This is a genomic window from Streptacidiphilus sp. PAMC 29251 (genome assembly GCF_054208735.2).
Genome location: NZ_CM135725.2, coordinates 4,245,554 through 4,259,938 on the forward strand (window position 1 = coordinate 4,245,554; position 14,385 = coordinate 4,259,938).

11 protein-coding genes and 2 pseudogenes are annotated in these 14,385 nt (G+C 71.7%); 1 reads left to right on the forward strand and 12 read right to left on the reverse strand.

All coding sequences use genetic code 11. The features are described from left to right. The 8 genes from ACXKR8_RS19850 to ACXKR8_RS19885 all read right to left on the reverse strand — a co-directional run bounded on the left by ACXKR8_RS19850 (position 1) and on the right by ACXKR8_RS19885 (position 9,232). A complete protein-coding gene (locus ACXKR8_RS19850) occupies positions 1-1,719 on the reverse strand; it encodes a serine/threonine-protein kinase (protein WP_458274240.1) in 1,719 nt (572 codons plus the stop codon). A 43-nt stretch (positions 1,720-1,762) separates the two neighbouring features. Beyond that, positions 1,763-3,472 carry a glycerol-3-phosphate dehydrogenase/oxidase gene (locus ACXKR8_RS19855; RefSeq protein ID WP_458274241.1) on the reverse strand — a complete coding sequence of 570 codons (1,710 nt, stop codon included), beginning with the start codon at positions 3,470-3,472 and terminating at the stop codon, positions 1,763-1,765. Between the two features lie 157 nt (positions 3,473-3,629). Further along, entirely contained in the window at positions 3,630-4,745 is a 1,116-nt protein-coding gene (locus ACXKR8_RS19860; protein WP_380504153.1) for a GuaB3 family IMP dehydrogenase-related protein, read from the reverse strand. Between the two features lie 74 nt (positions 4,746-4,819). Continuing rightward, complete coding sequence (locus ACXKR8_RS19865; protein WP_458274242.1) at positions 4,820-5,533, reverse strand: hypothetical protein; 714 nt, start codon at positions 5,531-5,533, stop codon at positions 4,820-4,822. Then, on the reverse strand, positions 5,530-5,832 hold the full coding sequence (locus ACXKR8_RS19870) for a hypothetical protein (protein ID WP_458274243.1): 303 nt from the start codon (positions 5,830-5,832) through the stop codon (positions 5,530-5,532). Before ACXKR8_RS19870 ends, ACXKR8_RS19865 begins: the two co-directional genes overlap by 4 nt. A 312-nt stretch (positions 5,833-6,144) precedes the next feature. Further along, entirely contained in the window at positions 6,145-7,647 is a 1,503-nt protein-coding gene (guaB, locus tag ACXKR8_RS19875; RefSeq protein ID WP_458274244.1) for an IMP dehydrogenase, read from the reverse strand. A gap of 122 nt (positions 7,648-7,769) precedes the next feature. Further along, entirely contained in the window at positions 7,770-8,372 is a 603-nt protein-coding gene (shbA, locus tag ACXKR8_RS19880; RefSeq protein ID WP_458275032.1) for an RNA polymerase sigma factor ShbA, read from the reverse strand. 248 nt (positions 8,373-8,620) lie between these two features. Continuing rightward, the gene (locus ACXKR8_RS19885) at positions 8,621-9,232 is read right to left on the reverse strand and encodes a response regulator transcription factor (protein WP_030251459.1); all 612 of its coding nucleotides are present in this window, start codon (positions 9,230-9,232) and stop codon (positions 8,621-8,623) included. 380 nt (positions 9,233-9,612) lie between these two features. On the opposite strand from ACXKR8_RS19885, the gene ACXKR8_RS19890 reads away from it, so the two are divergent. Next, a complete protein-coding gene (locus ACXKR8_RS19890; protein ID WP_458274245.1) occupies positions 9,613-9,954 on the forward strand; it encodes a WhiB family transcriptional regulator in 342 nt (113 codons plus the stop codon). A gap of 87 nt (positions 9,955-10,041) precedes the next feature. On the opposite strand, the gene ACXKR8_RS19895 is transcribed toward ACXKR8_RS19890, so the two are convergent. The 4 genes and pseudogenes from ACXKR8_RS19895 to ACXKR8_RS19910 form a co-directional block, all read right to left on the reverse strand. Next, the gene (locus ACXKR8_RS19895) at positions 10,042-11,076 is read right to left on the reverse strand and encodes a LysR family transcriptional regulator (protein WP_458274246.1); all 1,035 of its coding nucleotides are present in this window, start codon (positions 11,074-11,076) and stop codon (positions 10,042-10,044) included. Between the two features lie 91 nt (positions 11,077-11,167). Continuing rightward, positions 11,168-11,986: pseudogene (locus ACXKR8_RS19900) on the reverse strand (transposase); the annotation flags it as partial. Positions 11,987-12,067: 81 nt separating this feature from the next. Then, a complete protein-coding gene (gene ltrA, locus ACXKR8_RS19905) occupies positions 12,068-13,564 on the reverse strand; it encodes a group II intron reverse transcriptase/maturase (protein WP_458271087.1) in 1,497 nt (498 codons plus the stop codon). 556 nt (positions 13,565-14,120) lie between these two features. Next, positions 14,121-14,342: pseudogene (locus tag ACXKR8_RS19910) on the reverse strand (transposase); the annotation flags it as partial. Positions 14,343-14,385 lie beyond the last annotated feature (43 nt).

Below are 14,385 nucleotides of genomic sequence, written 5' to 3' on the forward strand. Positions count from 1 at the left end.
TCAACTCGCAGGCTGGAAGCTGGAAAAGAAACGGTTCAGCAGCTCCTGGTTCCTGGCGCCGCTCCAGGTCGCGTTCGGCGCGGTCCAGTAGATCGCGTAGCCGTGGGTCGGACCGGTGACGAACCCCCGGTTCAGCGCGTGCAGCGCACCGCTCTTCGCGGAGTCGTAGGTCCACTCCCAGTCCGCCGCGTCCCAGCCGCCCCGGTAGTGGACGGTGGCCAGCCGGAGCCGGTGGTAGTTCGCGAAGCTGTGCGCTATGGCCCCCTCCTCCGACTGCCAGGCGCCCAGGGCGCTGCTGCCGGGCGAGCTGGTCGCGTCGATCTGCAGGGTCCCCTCCGGGCCCTTGTACTTCCAACTGCTCGCGCTCTGGCTGACGACCCGCCAGCCGACCGGGATGTCCAGCGCGGAGCCGCCGGGGCCCTGCACCTTGCGATAGGCCCCGGCCTCCGCCGAGGGCGTGGCGGATACCGAGGCCGAGGCGGAGGCCGGCGCCGACGCGGGGACGGACAGCGGCGCGGCGGCCCCGGTGCTCGCCGGTGTGCCGCTGACCAGGGCACCGGCCTTGTGCCCGGCTCCGCTCGCCTTCCCGTGGCCGTGCGCCAGCACCGCGATCAGCGCCCCGCCGGCCGCGACCAGCACCAGCGCGACCAGCAGCGCGATCCACGGCTTCCAGTTCCGGGCGGCGGGCTCCGCACCGCCAGACTTCGGCAGCGGCGCGGCCGCCGGTGCGGGCGTCGGCGCGGCGGCCGGGAGCGGCTGCACCCGGGTCGGCGGGCTCAGCGCGGCCCGCTGCTCCGGCAGCTGCGGCGCCGCGGGCTCGGGCACGGCCACGGCGGGCGCTGGAGCGGCCACCGCGGCGGTCTCAGGGGCGGCCAGCACCGCCGCCAGCATCCGCCGCGCCGCGGCCCCGTCCAGCCGCTCGTGCGGGTCCTTGCGCAGCAGCCCGTCGATCACCGGCGTCAGCGCCCCGCCGTTGGGCGGCAGGGTCAGCTCCTCGGTCATCACCGCGGTCAGCGTCGACAGCGCCGAGCCCTTGTCGTACGGGGGGTAGCCCTGGACCATCGCGTAGAGCGTCGCCCCGAGCGACCACAGGTCGGCCGGCGCACCGGGTATCCCGCCCCTGGCCCGCTCCGGCGAGATGTACGAGGGCGCGCCGACCAGCATCCCGGTCGAGGTCACCGAGGGGTCGCCCTCGACCCGGGCGATGCCGAAGTCGGTGAGCACCACCCGCCCGTCGTGCCCGATCAGCACATTGGACGGTTTGACGTCCCGGTGCAGGATGCCCGAGCGGTGCGCCTCGGCGAGGACGCCCAGCAGGTCGAGGCCGATCTGCGCGGCCCGGCGCGGCGGCAGCACGCCGTCCTCCCGGATCACCTCGCTGAGCGAGCGGGACTCGACCAGCTCCATCACGATCCAGGGCCGGTCGTCCTCCTCGACCACGTCGTAGACGGTGACCGCGGAGGTGTGCCGGATCCGGGCGATCGCCTTGGCCTCGGTCAGCGCGCGGGCGATCAGCCGGTGCCGCTCGTCCTCGCCCACCCCGGCGGTGAAACGCAGCTGCTTCACCGCGACCTCGCGCCCCAGCACCTCGTCCTTGGCCCGCCAGACCGTGCCCATCCCGCCCCGGCCGAGCACGGACTCCAGCCGGTAGCGGCGCGCCAGCAGCCGCCCGGCAGCATCCTGGTCGCCGGCTTGGTCACTGGTCTGCTCGCTGGTCATCCGGCTGAGGTCCCCTCCGTCGTGCGCGTACCCCTATCGTCCCCTACCCCAGGGGCACGATGTCCTGCGCCCCCAGCCGGGCCGCGTCCGCGGTCAGGTCGTCGGGCTGCTGCTGGGACTCGCGCTCGGCCTCGACCCGCTTCCGGTAGTGGTCCACCTCCCGGTCCACCTGCCCCTTGTCCCAACCGAGTTCACCCGCCATCAGCTCGGCGGCCTCCTGCATCGAGGTGGTGCCCCGGTCGAAGGTCTCGATCGAGATCCTGGTCCGCCGGGCCAGTACGTCGTCCAGATGCCGGGCGCCCTCGAACCGCGCCGCGTAGACCACCTCGGCCCGCAGATAGTCGTCCGCCCCGGTCAACGCCTCGGCCAGGGACGGATCCTGGACGATCAGCGCCATCACCTCCTCGGCCAGCGAGCCGTAGCGGTTGAGCAGGTGCTCGACCCGGGCGATGTGCAGCCCGCTGCGCCGGGCCAGCTCGGCCCGGCCGTTCCACAGCGCCTGGTAGCCCTCGGCGCCGACCAGCGGCACCCGTTCGGTGCAGGACGGGGCGACCCGCTGGTCGAGGCCGTGCACCACCTCGTCCACCGCGTCCTTGGCCATCACCCGGTACGTCGTGTACTTGCCGCCGGCCACCACCACCAGGCCGGGCACGGCGTGCTGCACCACGTGCTCGCGGCTGAGCTTGGAGGTGGCGTCCGACTCCCCGGCCAGCAGCGGACGCAGCCCGGCGTAGACGCCCTCGACGTCCTCCCTGGTCAGCGGCACCGCCAGGACCGAGTTCACATGGTCGAGCAGGTACTCGATATCGGCGCTGCTGGCCGCCGGGTGGTCCTTGCCGAGGGTCCACTCGGTGTCGGTGGTGCCGACGATCCAGTGCCGGCCCCAGGGGATGACGAACAGCACGCTCTTCTCGGTCCGCAGGATCAGCCCGGTCGAGGAGTGGATCCGGTCCCGCGGCACCACCAGGTGGATGCCCTTGGAGGCGCGGACGTGGAACTGCCCGCGCGAGCCCACCAGTGCCTGGGTCTCGTCGGTCCACACCCCGGTCGCGTTGACCACCTGGCGGGCCCGCACCGCGAACTCGCCGCCCTGCTCCAGGTCGAGCACCCGGGCGCCGACCACCCGCTCCCCCTCGCGGAGGAAGCCGACCACCCGGGCCCGGTTCGCCGCCAGCGTCCCGTAGGAGGCGGCGGTGCGGACCAGGGTGGTGACGAAGCGGGCGTCGTCCATCTGCGCGTCGTAGTACTGCACCGCGCCGACCAGCGCGTCCTTGCGCAGGCAGGGCGCCTGGCGCAGCGCCTGGCGCCGGGACAGGTGCCGGTGCACCGGCAGTCCGCGGCCGTGGCCGCCGGCCACCGACATGGCGTCGTACATCGCCACCCCGGAGCCCACGTACGGACGCTCCCAGCCCCGGTGCTGCAGCGGGTAGAGGAAGGGGACCGGCTTCACCAGGTGCGGGGCGAGGGTCTGCAGCAGCAGGCCGCGCTCCTTGAGCGCCTCCTTGACCAGGGCGAAGTCCAGCATCTCCAGATAGCGCAGCCCCCCGTGGATCAGCTTGCTCGACCGGCTGGACGTCCCGGACGCCCAGTCCCTGGCCTCGACCAGACCGGTGGTGAGGCCCCGGGTCGCGGCGTCCAGCGCGGTCCCCGCGCCGACCACCCCGCCACCGACCACCAGCACGTCCAGTTCCTGCTCGGCCATCCGGGCGAGCGACTCCGCCCGTTGGTCCGGACCCAGCTTCGCGCTACGCAAAATCTTCCTCCGCAGGGTGCTGTCCTGGTGTTTCGCCGTCCTGGCCGCTCTCGCTCACAGTCTGCCCGGGTACCTGCCCAAAACGGGCAGGTGGACACATGGCAGCGCCCCCGGCACGGGCTGTACCGGGGGCGTCTGCGCAAGGGAGGGGCTGCGGCTACTTGTGCGCCACCGTGACCTCGACCCGCTGGAACTCCTTGAGCTCGGAGTAGCCGGTGGTGGCCATCGCCCGGCGCAGCGCGCCGAACAGGTTCATGGTGCCGTCGGGGGTGTGCGAGGGCCCGTGCAGGATCTCGGCGGTGCTGCCGACCGTGCCCAGGTCCACCCGCTTTCCGCGCGGCAGCTCCTCGTGCACGGCCTCCATGCCCCAGTGGAAGCCGCGGCCCGGCGCGTCATTGGCGCGGGCCAGCGCCGCGCCGATCATCACCGCGTCGGCGCCGCAGGCCACGGCCTTGGCCAGGTCGCCGCTGTAGCCGACCCCGCCGTCCGCGATCACATGCACATAGCGGCCGCCGGACTCGTCCATGTAGTCCCGCCGGGCCGCCGCCACGTCCGCGACCGCGGTCGCCATCGGCACCTGGATGCCCAGCACGGTCCGGGTGGTGTGCGCCGCGCCGCCGCCGAAGCCGACCAGCACCCCGGCCGCGCCGGTGCGCATCAGATGCAGCGCCGCGGTGTAGGTGGCGCAGCCGCCGACGATCACCGGGACGTCCAGCTCGTAGATGAACTGCTTGAGGTTCAGCGGCTCGGCCGCGCCGGAGACGTGCTCGGCGGAGACGGTGGTGCCGCGGATCACGAAGATGTCCACGCCCGCGTCCACCACGGCCTTGGAGAACTCGGCGGTGCGCTGCGGCGACAGGGCGGCGGCGGTGACCACGCCGGAGTCGCGGATCTCCTTGAGCCGGCGGCCGATCAGCTCGGCCTTGATCGGCTCGCGGTAGATCTCCTGGAGTCGGCGGGTCGCGACGGCCTCGTCCTTGACCTCGGTGATCTCCTCCAGCAGCGGGCGCGGGTCCTCGTAGCGGGTCCACAGCCCTTCCAGGTTGAGCACCCCCAGGCCGCCCATCTGCCCGAAGGCGATGGCCTGCTCCGGGGAGACCACGCTGTCCATGGGCGCGGCCAGGAACGGGAGCTCGAAGCGGTAGGCGTCGATCTGCCAGGCGATCGAGACCTCCTTCGGGTCCCGGGTCCGCCGGCTCGGTACGACGGCGATGTCGTCGAAGGCGTACGCCCGTCGGCCCCGCTTGCCCCGCCCGATCTCGATCTCGGTCACGTCCAGCCCTTCGCTCAACCTGCTACTGCCAGGTCCCAGTATCCCGCACCGGCGGGCAGGGCCGTGCGAAGCGCTCACCCATGCGGGCCGACGGGCCGTCCGAGGGTCCTCGCCATCCGGTGGAGACCGGGAGCCAGGTCGATGTCAAAGCTCATCAGGACCAGGCCCTTGGAATTCTTGTAGGGACCGAGGCTGACCCGGCCGCGCCAGGACTCACGCATCCGGCCGACGGTCAACCATCCGCCGTCGAGCGAGTCCTCGGAGAGGAGCCTGCCGCGCACTCCCACAAGGTCGACTAGTTCGACCAGCGGCACGATCCCCTCGCGCGCCTCCATCCCCAGTGCCGCGTGCACACCGGCGCCCAGAGGCGTCCGGACGTCGGCGAGGACGTCCCGGGCGCTCATCATCAGGCGCTCGCCGACCCGCCTCGCCGAGTCCAGCTCCCCGGCGGAGACCCGGCAGTTCCACCCCGTACCGGCCACAAGGATGAAGTCGTCAGGCCCGAGGATCCGGGCAACGAGCGCACCGGCCTCCTCGGCGACCAGGTCGGGCCTGGATCCGGCCCGCGCTTCGGCCGCGACCCGCTGCGCCCACGGGCCCGCGAACGCGGACTCCTCCAGGCACCGGATGTGGCAGGGGCCGCCGACCCCCGCCCCGTCCGTCATGACGTCGAGCGGGTCACCGGCGAAACGCCGTTGGGACAGCCGGCAGTCCTGCCCCCGGATGCCGAGGACCGGATCGTCGCAGAGAAAGCAGAGCTCCCAGGCGAACCCCCCGGAGGCGCTCACCAGGATGCGCCGATGATGCGCCGGATCCGGCCGGGGGTGCCCTGCTCGAACAGCTCGGACCGTGCCCGGCACCATTCCCGGCCGGCGGCGGGGTTCCGCCCCCAGCCCTCCCGCAGATATCGCCGCACCAGCCATGGTCTGAGGACCGCCGGGATCTCCTGCGGATACGGGATCCGGTGGCAGGTGTCGGCGATGCTCTCGATCCGAGCCATCGTCCCCTCGTCCGGTCCTCCGGGGTGGTCCGGTCCTCCGGGGTGGAGGCGGGCGAGCGCGGCGATGTCCGCGTACCCCGCGGACATCACCTGGTCGCACCAGAGCACCGAGCCCGACCGGAACCGTTCAGCGGTCCTTCGGCCCTCCGGTCCGGCGGACGGGCCTTCTGGCGGAGGACCGGCCCGGCGGCCTGCCAGGAAGGGGGACGCCGCGGCCTGGCCGACGTACGTCCGCAGCGTGTCCTCCAGCCAGTGCCGTCCGGCAGGGCCGGCCCCCGACCAGCCCCGGCCGAGCGCCGTCAGCCCGTCCTCCCGCTTGCCCGGGACCGTCCGATCGCGAGGCAGACGCCCGCGAGCCCTTCATGACCCCCCGGTCGTCTCCGGAACCGCTCGTCGAAACTAGTTGCCGTGGTAGTTCGGGGCCTCGACCGTCATCTGGATGTCGTGCGGGTGGCTCTCCTTGAGCCCCGCCGAGGTGATCCTGACGAAGCGTCCCTTGGACTCCATCTCGGCGATGTTCGCCGCGCCGACGTAGCCCATGGTCTGCCGCAGCCCGCCGACCAGCTGGTGGGTCACCGCCGAGAGCGGACCGCGGTAGGGGACCTGGCCCTCGATGCCCTCGGGCACCAGCTTCTCGTCCGAGCCGACCTCGGCCTGGAAGTAGCGGTCCTTGGAGTAGGACTTCGCCAGCCCGCGGGACTGCATGGCGCCCAGCGAGCCCATGCCGCGGTAGGACTTGAACTGCTTGCCGTTGATGAACAGCAGCTCGCCGGGCGACTCCTCGCAGCCCGCGAGCAGGCTGCCCAGCATCACCGTGTCGGCCCCGGCGGCCAGCGCCTTGCCGATGTCGCCGGAGTACTGCAGCCCGCCGTCGCCGATCACCGGGACGCCGGCCGCGCGGGCGGCCACGGCCGCCTCGTAGATCGCGGTGACCTGCGGGACGCCGACGCCGGCCACCACCCGGGTGGTGCAGATGGAGCCGGGGCCCACGCCGACCTTGATGCCGTCCGCGCCGGCGTCGATCAGCGCCTGCGCGCCGTCGCGGGTGGCGACGTTCCCGGCCACCACGTCGACGTTGATGTTGGCCTTGACCTTGGCGACCATCTCCAGGATGCCCCGGCTGTGGCCGTGCGCGCTGTCGATGACCAGGAAGTCCACGCCCACCGCGACCAGCGCCTGGGCCCGCTCGTAGGCCTCGTCGCCGACGCCGACGGCGGCGCCGACCAGCAGTCGGCCCTCGCCGTCCTTGGCGGCCAGCGGGTACTTCTCGGCCTTGACGAAATCCTTGACCGTGATCAGGCCCTTGAGCCGGCCCTCGGCGTCGACCAGCGGCAGCTTCTCGATCTTGTGGCGGCGGAGCCGGCCGATCGCGTCCTCACCGCTTATCCCGACCTCGCCGGTGATCAGCGGCATCGGGGTCATCACCTCGCGCACCTGGCGGCTGCGGTCGGACTCGAAGGCCATGTCGCGGTTGGTGACGATGCCCAGCAGCCGTCCGGCGGCGTCGGTGACCGGCACCCCGCTGATCCGGAACTTGGCGCAGAGCGCGTCCGCCTCGGCCAGGGTGGCCTCGGGGCCCACCGTGATCGGGTCGGTGACCATGCCCGACTCCGAGCGCTTCACCAGGTCGACCTGGTTGACCTGGTCGGCGATGGAGAGATTGCGGTGCAGCACCCCCACGCCGCCCTGCCGGGCCATGGCGATCGCCATCCGGGACTCGGTCACCTTGTCCATGGCGGCGGACAGCAGCGGGATGTTCACGCGTACGTTCCGGGACACCCGTGACGACGTGTCCACTGCGTTCGGCAGGACCTCGGAGGCGCCGGGGAGCAGCAGGACGTCGTCGTAGGTGAGCCCGAGCATCGCGAACTTCTCGGGGACACCTGCGGCATTCAAAGACATTGGGGCACCTTCCCGTACCGACCCGAATACTTGAGTCTACCGGTAACCGGGTGACCCCCCTTGCGCATCGTGGCCCCTGTGTGCTCAGGGACACAGCACCCGGTCGGACCGTCGACGGGGTGCTAGGCGGAGAGCCCCTCGGGTCCGCCGAGGGCCAGCGCCCGGAGCCGGCTGAGTGCCCGGTGCTGGGCGACCCGGACCGCGCCCGCGGACATGCCGAGCACCTCCCCGGTCTCCTCCGCAGTGAGCCCGGCCGCCACCCGCAGCAGCACCAGCTCGCGCTGGCGGGCCGGCAGGCAGGCCAGCAGTTCCCTGGCCCAGGCGGCGTCGCTGCTGAGCAGCGCCCGCTCCTCGGGACCGAGGGCGTCGTCGGGGGTCTCCGGAAGCTCCTCGGCCAGGAAGACCGACTGTCCCGGGCCCTTCATCGCGGCCCGCTGTAGGTCCGCGATCTTGTGCGCGGCGATGCCGTAGACAAAGGCCTCGAAGGGCCGCCCCTCGTCGCGGTAGCGCGGCAGGGCGCAGAGCACCGCCAGGCAGACCTCCTGGGCGACGTCGTCCACATGGTGCCTGGCGCCGCCGGGCAGCCGGACCAGCCGGGCCCGGCAGTAGCGCAGCACCAGCGGGTGGACCCGCCCCAGCAGCTCGTCGGTGGCCTCGGACTCGCCGCCGACCGCACGGACCACGAGAGCGCCGATCGGGACCGGAGCCCCGCCGGTGGTCTGCACGCCGCCCGAGGCAGCGCTGATGTCGTCGTCACGCACCGGTCCATGGTGCCTGGTCGCCGCAGCAAACGCGGCACCGCGCCCCGACTTGTGCACAGGAACGTTATGCGCCACCGTCGCCCCCTTCCGCCGTCCGCCCGCACTCCCCCGAGGATCCCATGCCTTCCATGGTGCGTCCTCGGCGGGGAAACCGGAAACAGACCACCCCCGCCCATCGGGCGGGGGCTGTGTTTCGCACAGGCTCGCGTCCGTCAGCGGACCAGGCCCCAGCGGAAACCCAGCGCGACGGCGTGCGCGCGGTCGGAGGCTCCGAGCTTCTTGAAGAGCCGGCGGGCGTGGGTCTTCACGGTGTCCTCGGAGAGGAACAGCTCGCGGCCGATCTCGGCGTTGCTGCGGCCGTGGCTCATGCCCTCCAGCACCTGGATCTCCCGGGCGGTGAGGGTGGGCGCGGCGCCCATCTCGGCGCAGCGCAGCCGGCGCGGGGCGAGCCGCCAGGTCGGGTCGGCCAGGGCCTGGGTGACCGTGGCCCGCAGTTCGGCCCGCGAGGCGTCCTTGTGCAGGTAGCCGCGGGCGCCGGCGGCCACCGCGAGCGCCACGCCGTCGAGGTCCTCGGCGACGGTGAGCATGATGATCCGGGCCCCCGGATCGGCGGACAGCAGCCGGCGCACGGTCTCGACCCCGCCGAGGCCGGGCATCCGCACGTCCATGAGGACCAGGTCGGACCGGTCGGCCACCCAGCGGCGGAGCACCTCCTCGCCGTTGGTCGCCGTGGTCACCCGGTCCACGCCGGGCACGGTGGCGACCGCACGGCGGAGCGCCTCCCGGGCGAGCGGTGAATCGTCACAGACGAGAACGGATGTCATGACCGTCCTCCGTAGCTGATCCGCGTCACGTTGAGCCTCCTGGCTGGTACGAGCAGGTACGAATCGTCATTCGACACGGCCTCGGCCACCGGCGTCTTCCCCGACGCCCGGGCCGTTCACCGCCTCCGCACTCCCAACGACCGTCACCCGAATGAGTTACGGGGTGGCAGCCGTCCCACCACTGTATGTGGCCGACCCACTACGGATCATCCCCTGTTGGGCGCACTCCGGCGCACAGGCGCGCCAACCGGACGGTTTGCCCGGTTTGTTAGATTTTCAGAATCTTAATGAGCATATGCAACGCGGATGGCCTCTTGTCCGATTAGATCTACATGAGTCATATTTTCACCAGAGTGCCGACAACACCGAGGGAATGAGCAATGGCAGACTTCTCCCGCCTCCCTGGCCCCAACGCAGACCTCTGGGACTGGCAGCTCTCGGCCGCCTGCCGCGGCGTCGACAGTTCCCTGTTCTTCCACCCCGAAGGAGAGCGCGGGGCAGCCCGCAGCTCCCGCGAGCAGTCCGCCAAGGAGGTCTGCACCCGCTGCCCGGTGCGGACCGAGTGCGCGACCCACGCCCTGGCCGTCCGCGAGCCGTACGGCGTCTGGGGCGGCCTGACCGAGGACGAGCGCGAGGAGCTGCTCGGCCGGTCCCGGCACCGCCCACTCGACGTCGCCGAGCCGGCCGACGCCGACGACGAGGCCCTGATCAGCGGCTACTGAGCCGCCCCGCAGGCCGGGTGAAGAAACGATTCTGCAGCGCCCTCACCCGGCCCGCGGGCATCAGCCGGGCCTCAGCGCGGCCCCGGCTCAGCGGCCTGCCGACAACCGGTCCAGCATCAGCTCCACGGCCGGCACCTGGGCCAGGTCGGGCAGGGTCAGCGCGACGATCTCGCGGAACACCCCGGAGGCCAGCGGCACCACCGACACGCCGCTCGGCCGGACCGACGCCAGCGCCAGTTCCGGCAGTACGGCCACGCCCAGACCCGCCGCGACCAGCCCCAGCACCGCCGGGTAGTCGTCGGTGGCGAAGTCGATCCGGGGCGCGAAACCGGCCTCGGCGCACATGTCCACCAGATGCCCCCGGCACTGCGGGCAGCCCGCGATCCACTGCTCCTCGGCCAGCTCGGCCAGCCGCACCGGGTGCTCGTCGCCGCGCCCGGCCAGCGGATGCCCGGCCGCGACCACGCCGACCAGCCGGTCCCGCAGCAGCGGCCGGACCACCAGGTCGGACCAGTCGCAAGCGGCGGCCGAGGCCGAGGCCTCCACCACCGCGTCCGCCCGGGCCTGCCGCCGCAGCCCGGTCAGATCCCCGGCCGGGAAGTGCAGGGCCAGCCCCTCGCCCGTCACCGCCCCGGCACGGAGGCGCTCCGCGCCGGCCAGCCCCTGGTCCGGGTAGCGGAAGGCGAGCGCCACCTCGCAGTCGCCGCCGCGCAGCATCGCCAGCGACTCCGGCGGCTCGGCCTCGGTCAGCGACACCCGGATGCCGGGGCTGCTGCGCCGGACCGCCGCCACGGCGGGCGGGACCAGGGTGGAGCTGGCCGTCGGGAAGGACACCAGCCGTACCCGGCCGGCCCGCAGCCCGGCGATCGCGGCCAGTTCCTCCTCGGCCGCGGTCAGCCCGGCCAGGATCCCCGTGGCGTGCCGTACCAGCACCTCGCCGGCCTCGCTGAGCTGCACCCCGCGGCCGACCCGGACCACCAGCGGGGTGCCGACGGACTTCTCCAGCGCCTTCATCTGCTGGCTCACCGCGGGCTGGGTGTAGCCCAGCTCCCGCGCGGCGGCGGAGAAGGAGCCGGTACGGGAGACGGCGCGGAGCACTCGGAGATGGCGGGCCTCTATCACCGCTCCAGCATAAGCCGCGCTTGGGCTCAGGCCCATAATCGGTCTGTCTACTTATGGGCTCTGGCCCGTAATCGGTGGTGGCCCTCCGTGGCTATGACTGGAGCAGGATCCGTTGGCGGAGGAGGGGGAAGGCGGCGCGGCCGTGCATCTGCCTCATGATCTTCTTGGTGCTGGTGTTGACGCCCTCGGTGCGGCCGTTGTGGTACGGGAGAGTGAGGCCGGCGTCGACGGCGGCTCGGTCGAGTTCGAGGCCGTTGGCGAAGGAATGCAGGTGGGGCAGGTCAGCGGCGCGGACCTGGCTGATCCAGGTGGTGAGTTTCGCGTCGTTTCCCTCTATGGGTGTCAGGAGTTGGGCGAACTCGCCTGCAAGTCGGGTGAGTTCGGTCATCTCTGGGCAGGACGTGGTGAGGTTTCGCAGTAGTTCGGTGTCCTTGTCGCGCAGGTTGTCGGGGCGGGTCAGGAGGAGTCGGGCCAGGCGGTTGGGGGTGATGGTGGGCCGGTCGCCCTCGGCGCGGCCCTGGGTGAGGTACCGCACCAGCAGGTTCGCGCTGCCGGTGTAGCCCATTTCCTTGATCTCGCGCAGGAGTTGCGTGGCGGGGACGGCTGGGTCGGTGGCGCGGCGTTCGCGCAGGTGGTCGCGGTAGGGGTCGACCAGCGTGGTCCGGTACTGCGGCACCCGGCGCTGGGGGGCGGGCTCCGTCATGCGGGCGTACCGCTTGACGGTGTTCAGTGCCACGTCCAGGCGGCGGGCGCATTCGAGCAGGCCGACGCCTTTGCCGAGCAGGTCGTGGACGTGCCGCCAGCGCTGGAGGGTGGTCTGCTCGCGGACCCCGGCGGGGCGGGCCGGATTCGCGGTCGCCCAGCACGCGGCGTGGGCGCGGACCTCGGACAGGGCTCTGCCACACAGGTTGATGGGTCGGGCCGGGGCGCCCTGCCGGGATTACTCCCGGTGGGTTTCCCCGACCCGCCCTCCGAACCCGGCGTGCGGCTCTCACCGCACCGGGCTCTCCACGAGATCATCCGTTGGAAACGGGCTGCCCAGAGCGTCCGGCCAAGGGCTGGGGATGCCGTTCGTGCCTCGGTAGCGATACCGAGTGATCGGTACTCTGCCGAGGTCGAACAGTTGGATCCCGTCCATTTCGATGGGCTTCCACCGCCCGTTGGGGCCGCGGAGCCATCGCCGGATGGCCGTCCACGTCATGCGGTGCCGGTGCATCACCCAGCGGACGATGCGCCACCAGACGAAGGTGTGCAGGGTCTGCAGGGTGTGCTTGGCGACCGCGTGCCTGAAGTAGTTGGCCCAGCCGCGCAGGATCTGGTTGATCCGGATCAGCGTGATCTTGTAATCGAGATGCGACAACTTCTGGGTCAGTGCCTTGATCTTCCGTTTCAGCGACGCGACCGGTTTGTCGGCGATGAACGTGTAGACGTGCCACTTGTCCGTTCCGCGTTTCCGCATCCAGACGATTCGGAAGCCGAGGAAGTCGAACCCGTCCGCAAGGTGCACCACCTGGGTCTTGGCCTCTGACAGCACCAGGCCCATCGGGGCCAGGACCTCGCTCACATGCTCGCGAAGCGCCTCGGCGTGCTCGCGGGTGCCGTGGACCATGACGACGAAGTCGTCCGCATAGCGGACCAGTCGCCAGGTCGGCAGGCCCCGCCGCCGTTGCCGCTCGCGATCGCGCCGACTGCCCATCATGCTGGTCCACTGCTCGGCGGCAAAGTCGTCGAGCACGGACAGTGCGATGTTGGCCAGCAGCGGCGAGAGGATCCCGCCTTGCGGGGTTCCCGAATCGGTCTCGTTCCGCTCGCCGAGCTCGGTCATGATCCCGGCTTTGAGGAACGCCTTCACCAGCGCGAGCACCCGCTTGTCCTTCACCCGCGCCCGGACACGGCCCATCAGGGCCGTGTGGTCGATGCGGTCGAAGCACGCCTCGATGTCCGCGTCCAGCACCCAGCGGTATCCCTGAGAGCCGAACAGGTGGATCTCGGCGATCGCGTCGTGTGCACGCCGGTTGGGCCGGAACCCGTAGGAGTACGGACGAAAATCCGCCTCGAACACGGGCTCCAGGACCAGCTTCAACGCAGCCTGCACCACCCGGTCCGCAACGGTCGGGATCCCCAGCCGGCGCAGTTTCCCGCCCGCCTTGGGGATCATCCGTTCGCGCACCGGCAGGGGCTGGAAGGCCCCGGCCCGGAGCTGGTCGCGGATGTGGTTCAGGTGCGCTGTCACTCCGGACGCCAGGACGTCGGCGGCGCGAACGCCGTCCACGCCTGCTGTCCGGGCTCCGGTGTTGCCCGCGACCCGCTCAAACGCCATCACCAGGACGGCCGGGTCACAGACGAAGTTGAACACATCGTCGAACCGGAAGCCGTGATCGGCTACCGCCCAACGGTGCAGCTTGGTCTGCATCTTCCGTACCCGCGCCTCGGCAACCAGCACCGAGGGCCACGCGACCAGGGCATCCACCCCGGTGTCTTCGGACATTGCAGTTCCTCCCTTGCAATCTCGCTGCCGCCCTTCCCCATGCGCCGGGCTCTCCCCGGCTCGGAGTACTACGGCGGCTCCGCCCCTCCCCGGCCCGGTCGGCCGACGGTGGACCCAGCCCGGTTCCCGCGCTGGCCGCGCGGAACCCGGGCAGAGCCGGGGAGGTTCCCGTGTTCACTGATTGATCGATCGTCGGAGTAGGCACCCGGCTATACCCCCGCGGCATCGCCACGGCTACCCCGCAGCACTTCACCGTGGCCTCCCCGGCGCTCTGGCAGAAACCGCCGGGAAGTTGCCCGCCTTGGCACCGGCGAGCACGCACCGCAACCAGCCCAGATCCGCCAGGTTCGAGCTGATGTCACCTTAGGAGGCTTCGAACACCGGTTCCTCTCGTATACCTCTCCGTCTCGCTCGCCGGACCCGCACCATCTGGCAGTGCTGACACGTCCCGGCTTCGTCAGGGCCGCTTGCCACCCTCCCCGGCACCTCCCGGGTCAGGCTGCCCCCAGCTTCACCGCCCTGCTGCGACAGGACAGCGGCGAAGGTCTCCCACCTCCACTCGATCAATCAGCGCCTCACGGCGCACGTGCCATAGATGCCATCGGTCACTGACCTGCACTGCTTCCGGCAGGGATCGGCGGATTGCCTCCCCGTAGGAGCCGGATCCGTCGCGGCACACATACGCGGCTCCGGGGTGCTCGCGCAGCCACTTCGCCAGCGTGTCCGCACTGCGGTCGGGCAGGACATCGATGCGCTCGCCGGTCTCGGCGTCGATGATGTGGCACATCCCGTGAGCTCCCCTGCGGTCGGGTGGGTGATTG

Excerpts from the sequence above, each read along its gene's own strand:
- ACXKR8_RS19850 (WP_458274240.1), bottom strand. The coding sequence starts at position 1,719 with ATGACCAGCGAGCAGACCAGTGACCAAGCCGGCGACCAGGATGCTGCC.
- ltrA (WP_458271087.1), bottom strand. The coding sequence starts at position 13,564 with ATGTCCGAAGACACCGGGGTGGATGCCCTGGTCGCGTGGCCCTCGGTG.
- ACXKR8_RS19885 (WP_030251459.1), bottom strand. The coding sequence starts at position 9,232 with ATGACATCCGTTCTCGTCTGTGACGATTCACCGCTCGCCCGGGAGGCG.
- guaB (WP_458274244.1), bottom strand. The coding sequence starts at position 7,647 with ATGTCTTTGAATGCCGCAGGTGTCCCCGAGAAGTTCGCGATGCTCGGG.
- ACXKR8_RS19890 (WP_458274245.1), top strand. The coding sequence starts at position 9,613 with ATGGCAGACTTCTCCCGCCTCCCTGGCCCCAACGCAGACCTCTGGGAC.
- ACXKR8_RS19870 (WP_458274243.1), bottom strand. The coding sequence starts at position 5,832 with ATGTCCGCGGGGTACGCGGACATCGCCGCGCTCGCCCGCCTCCACCCC.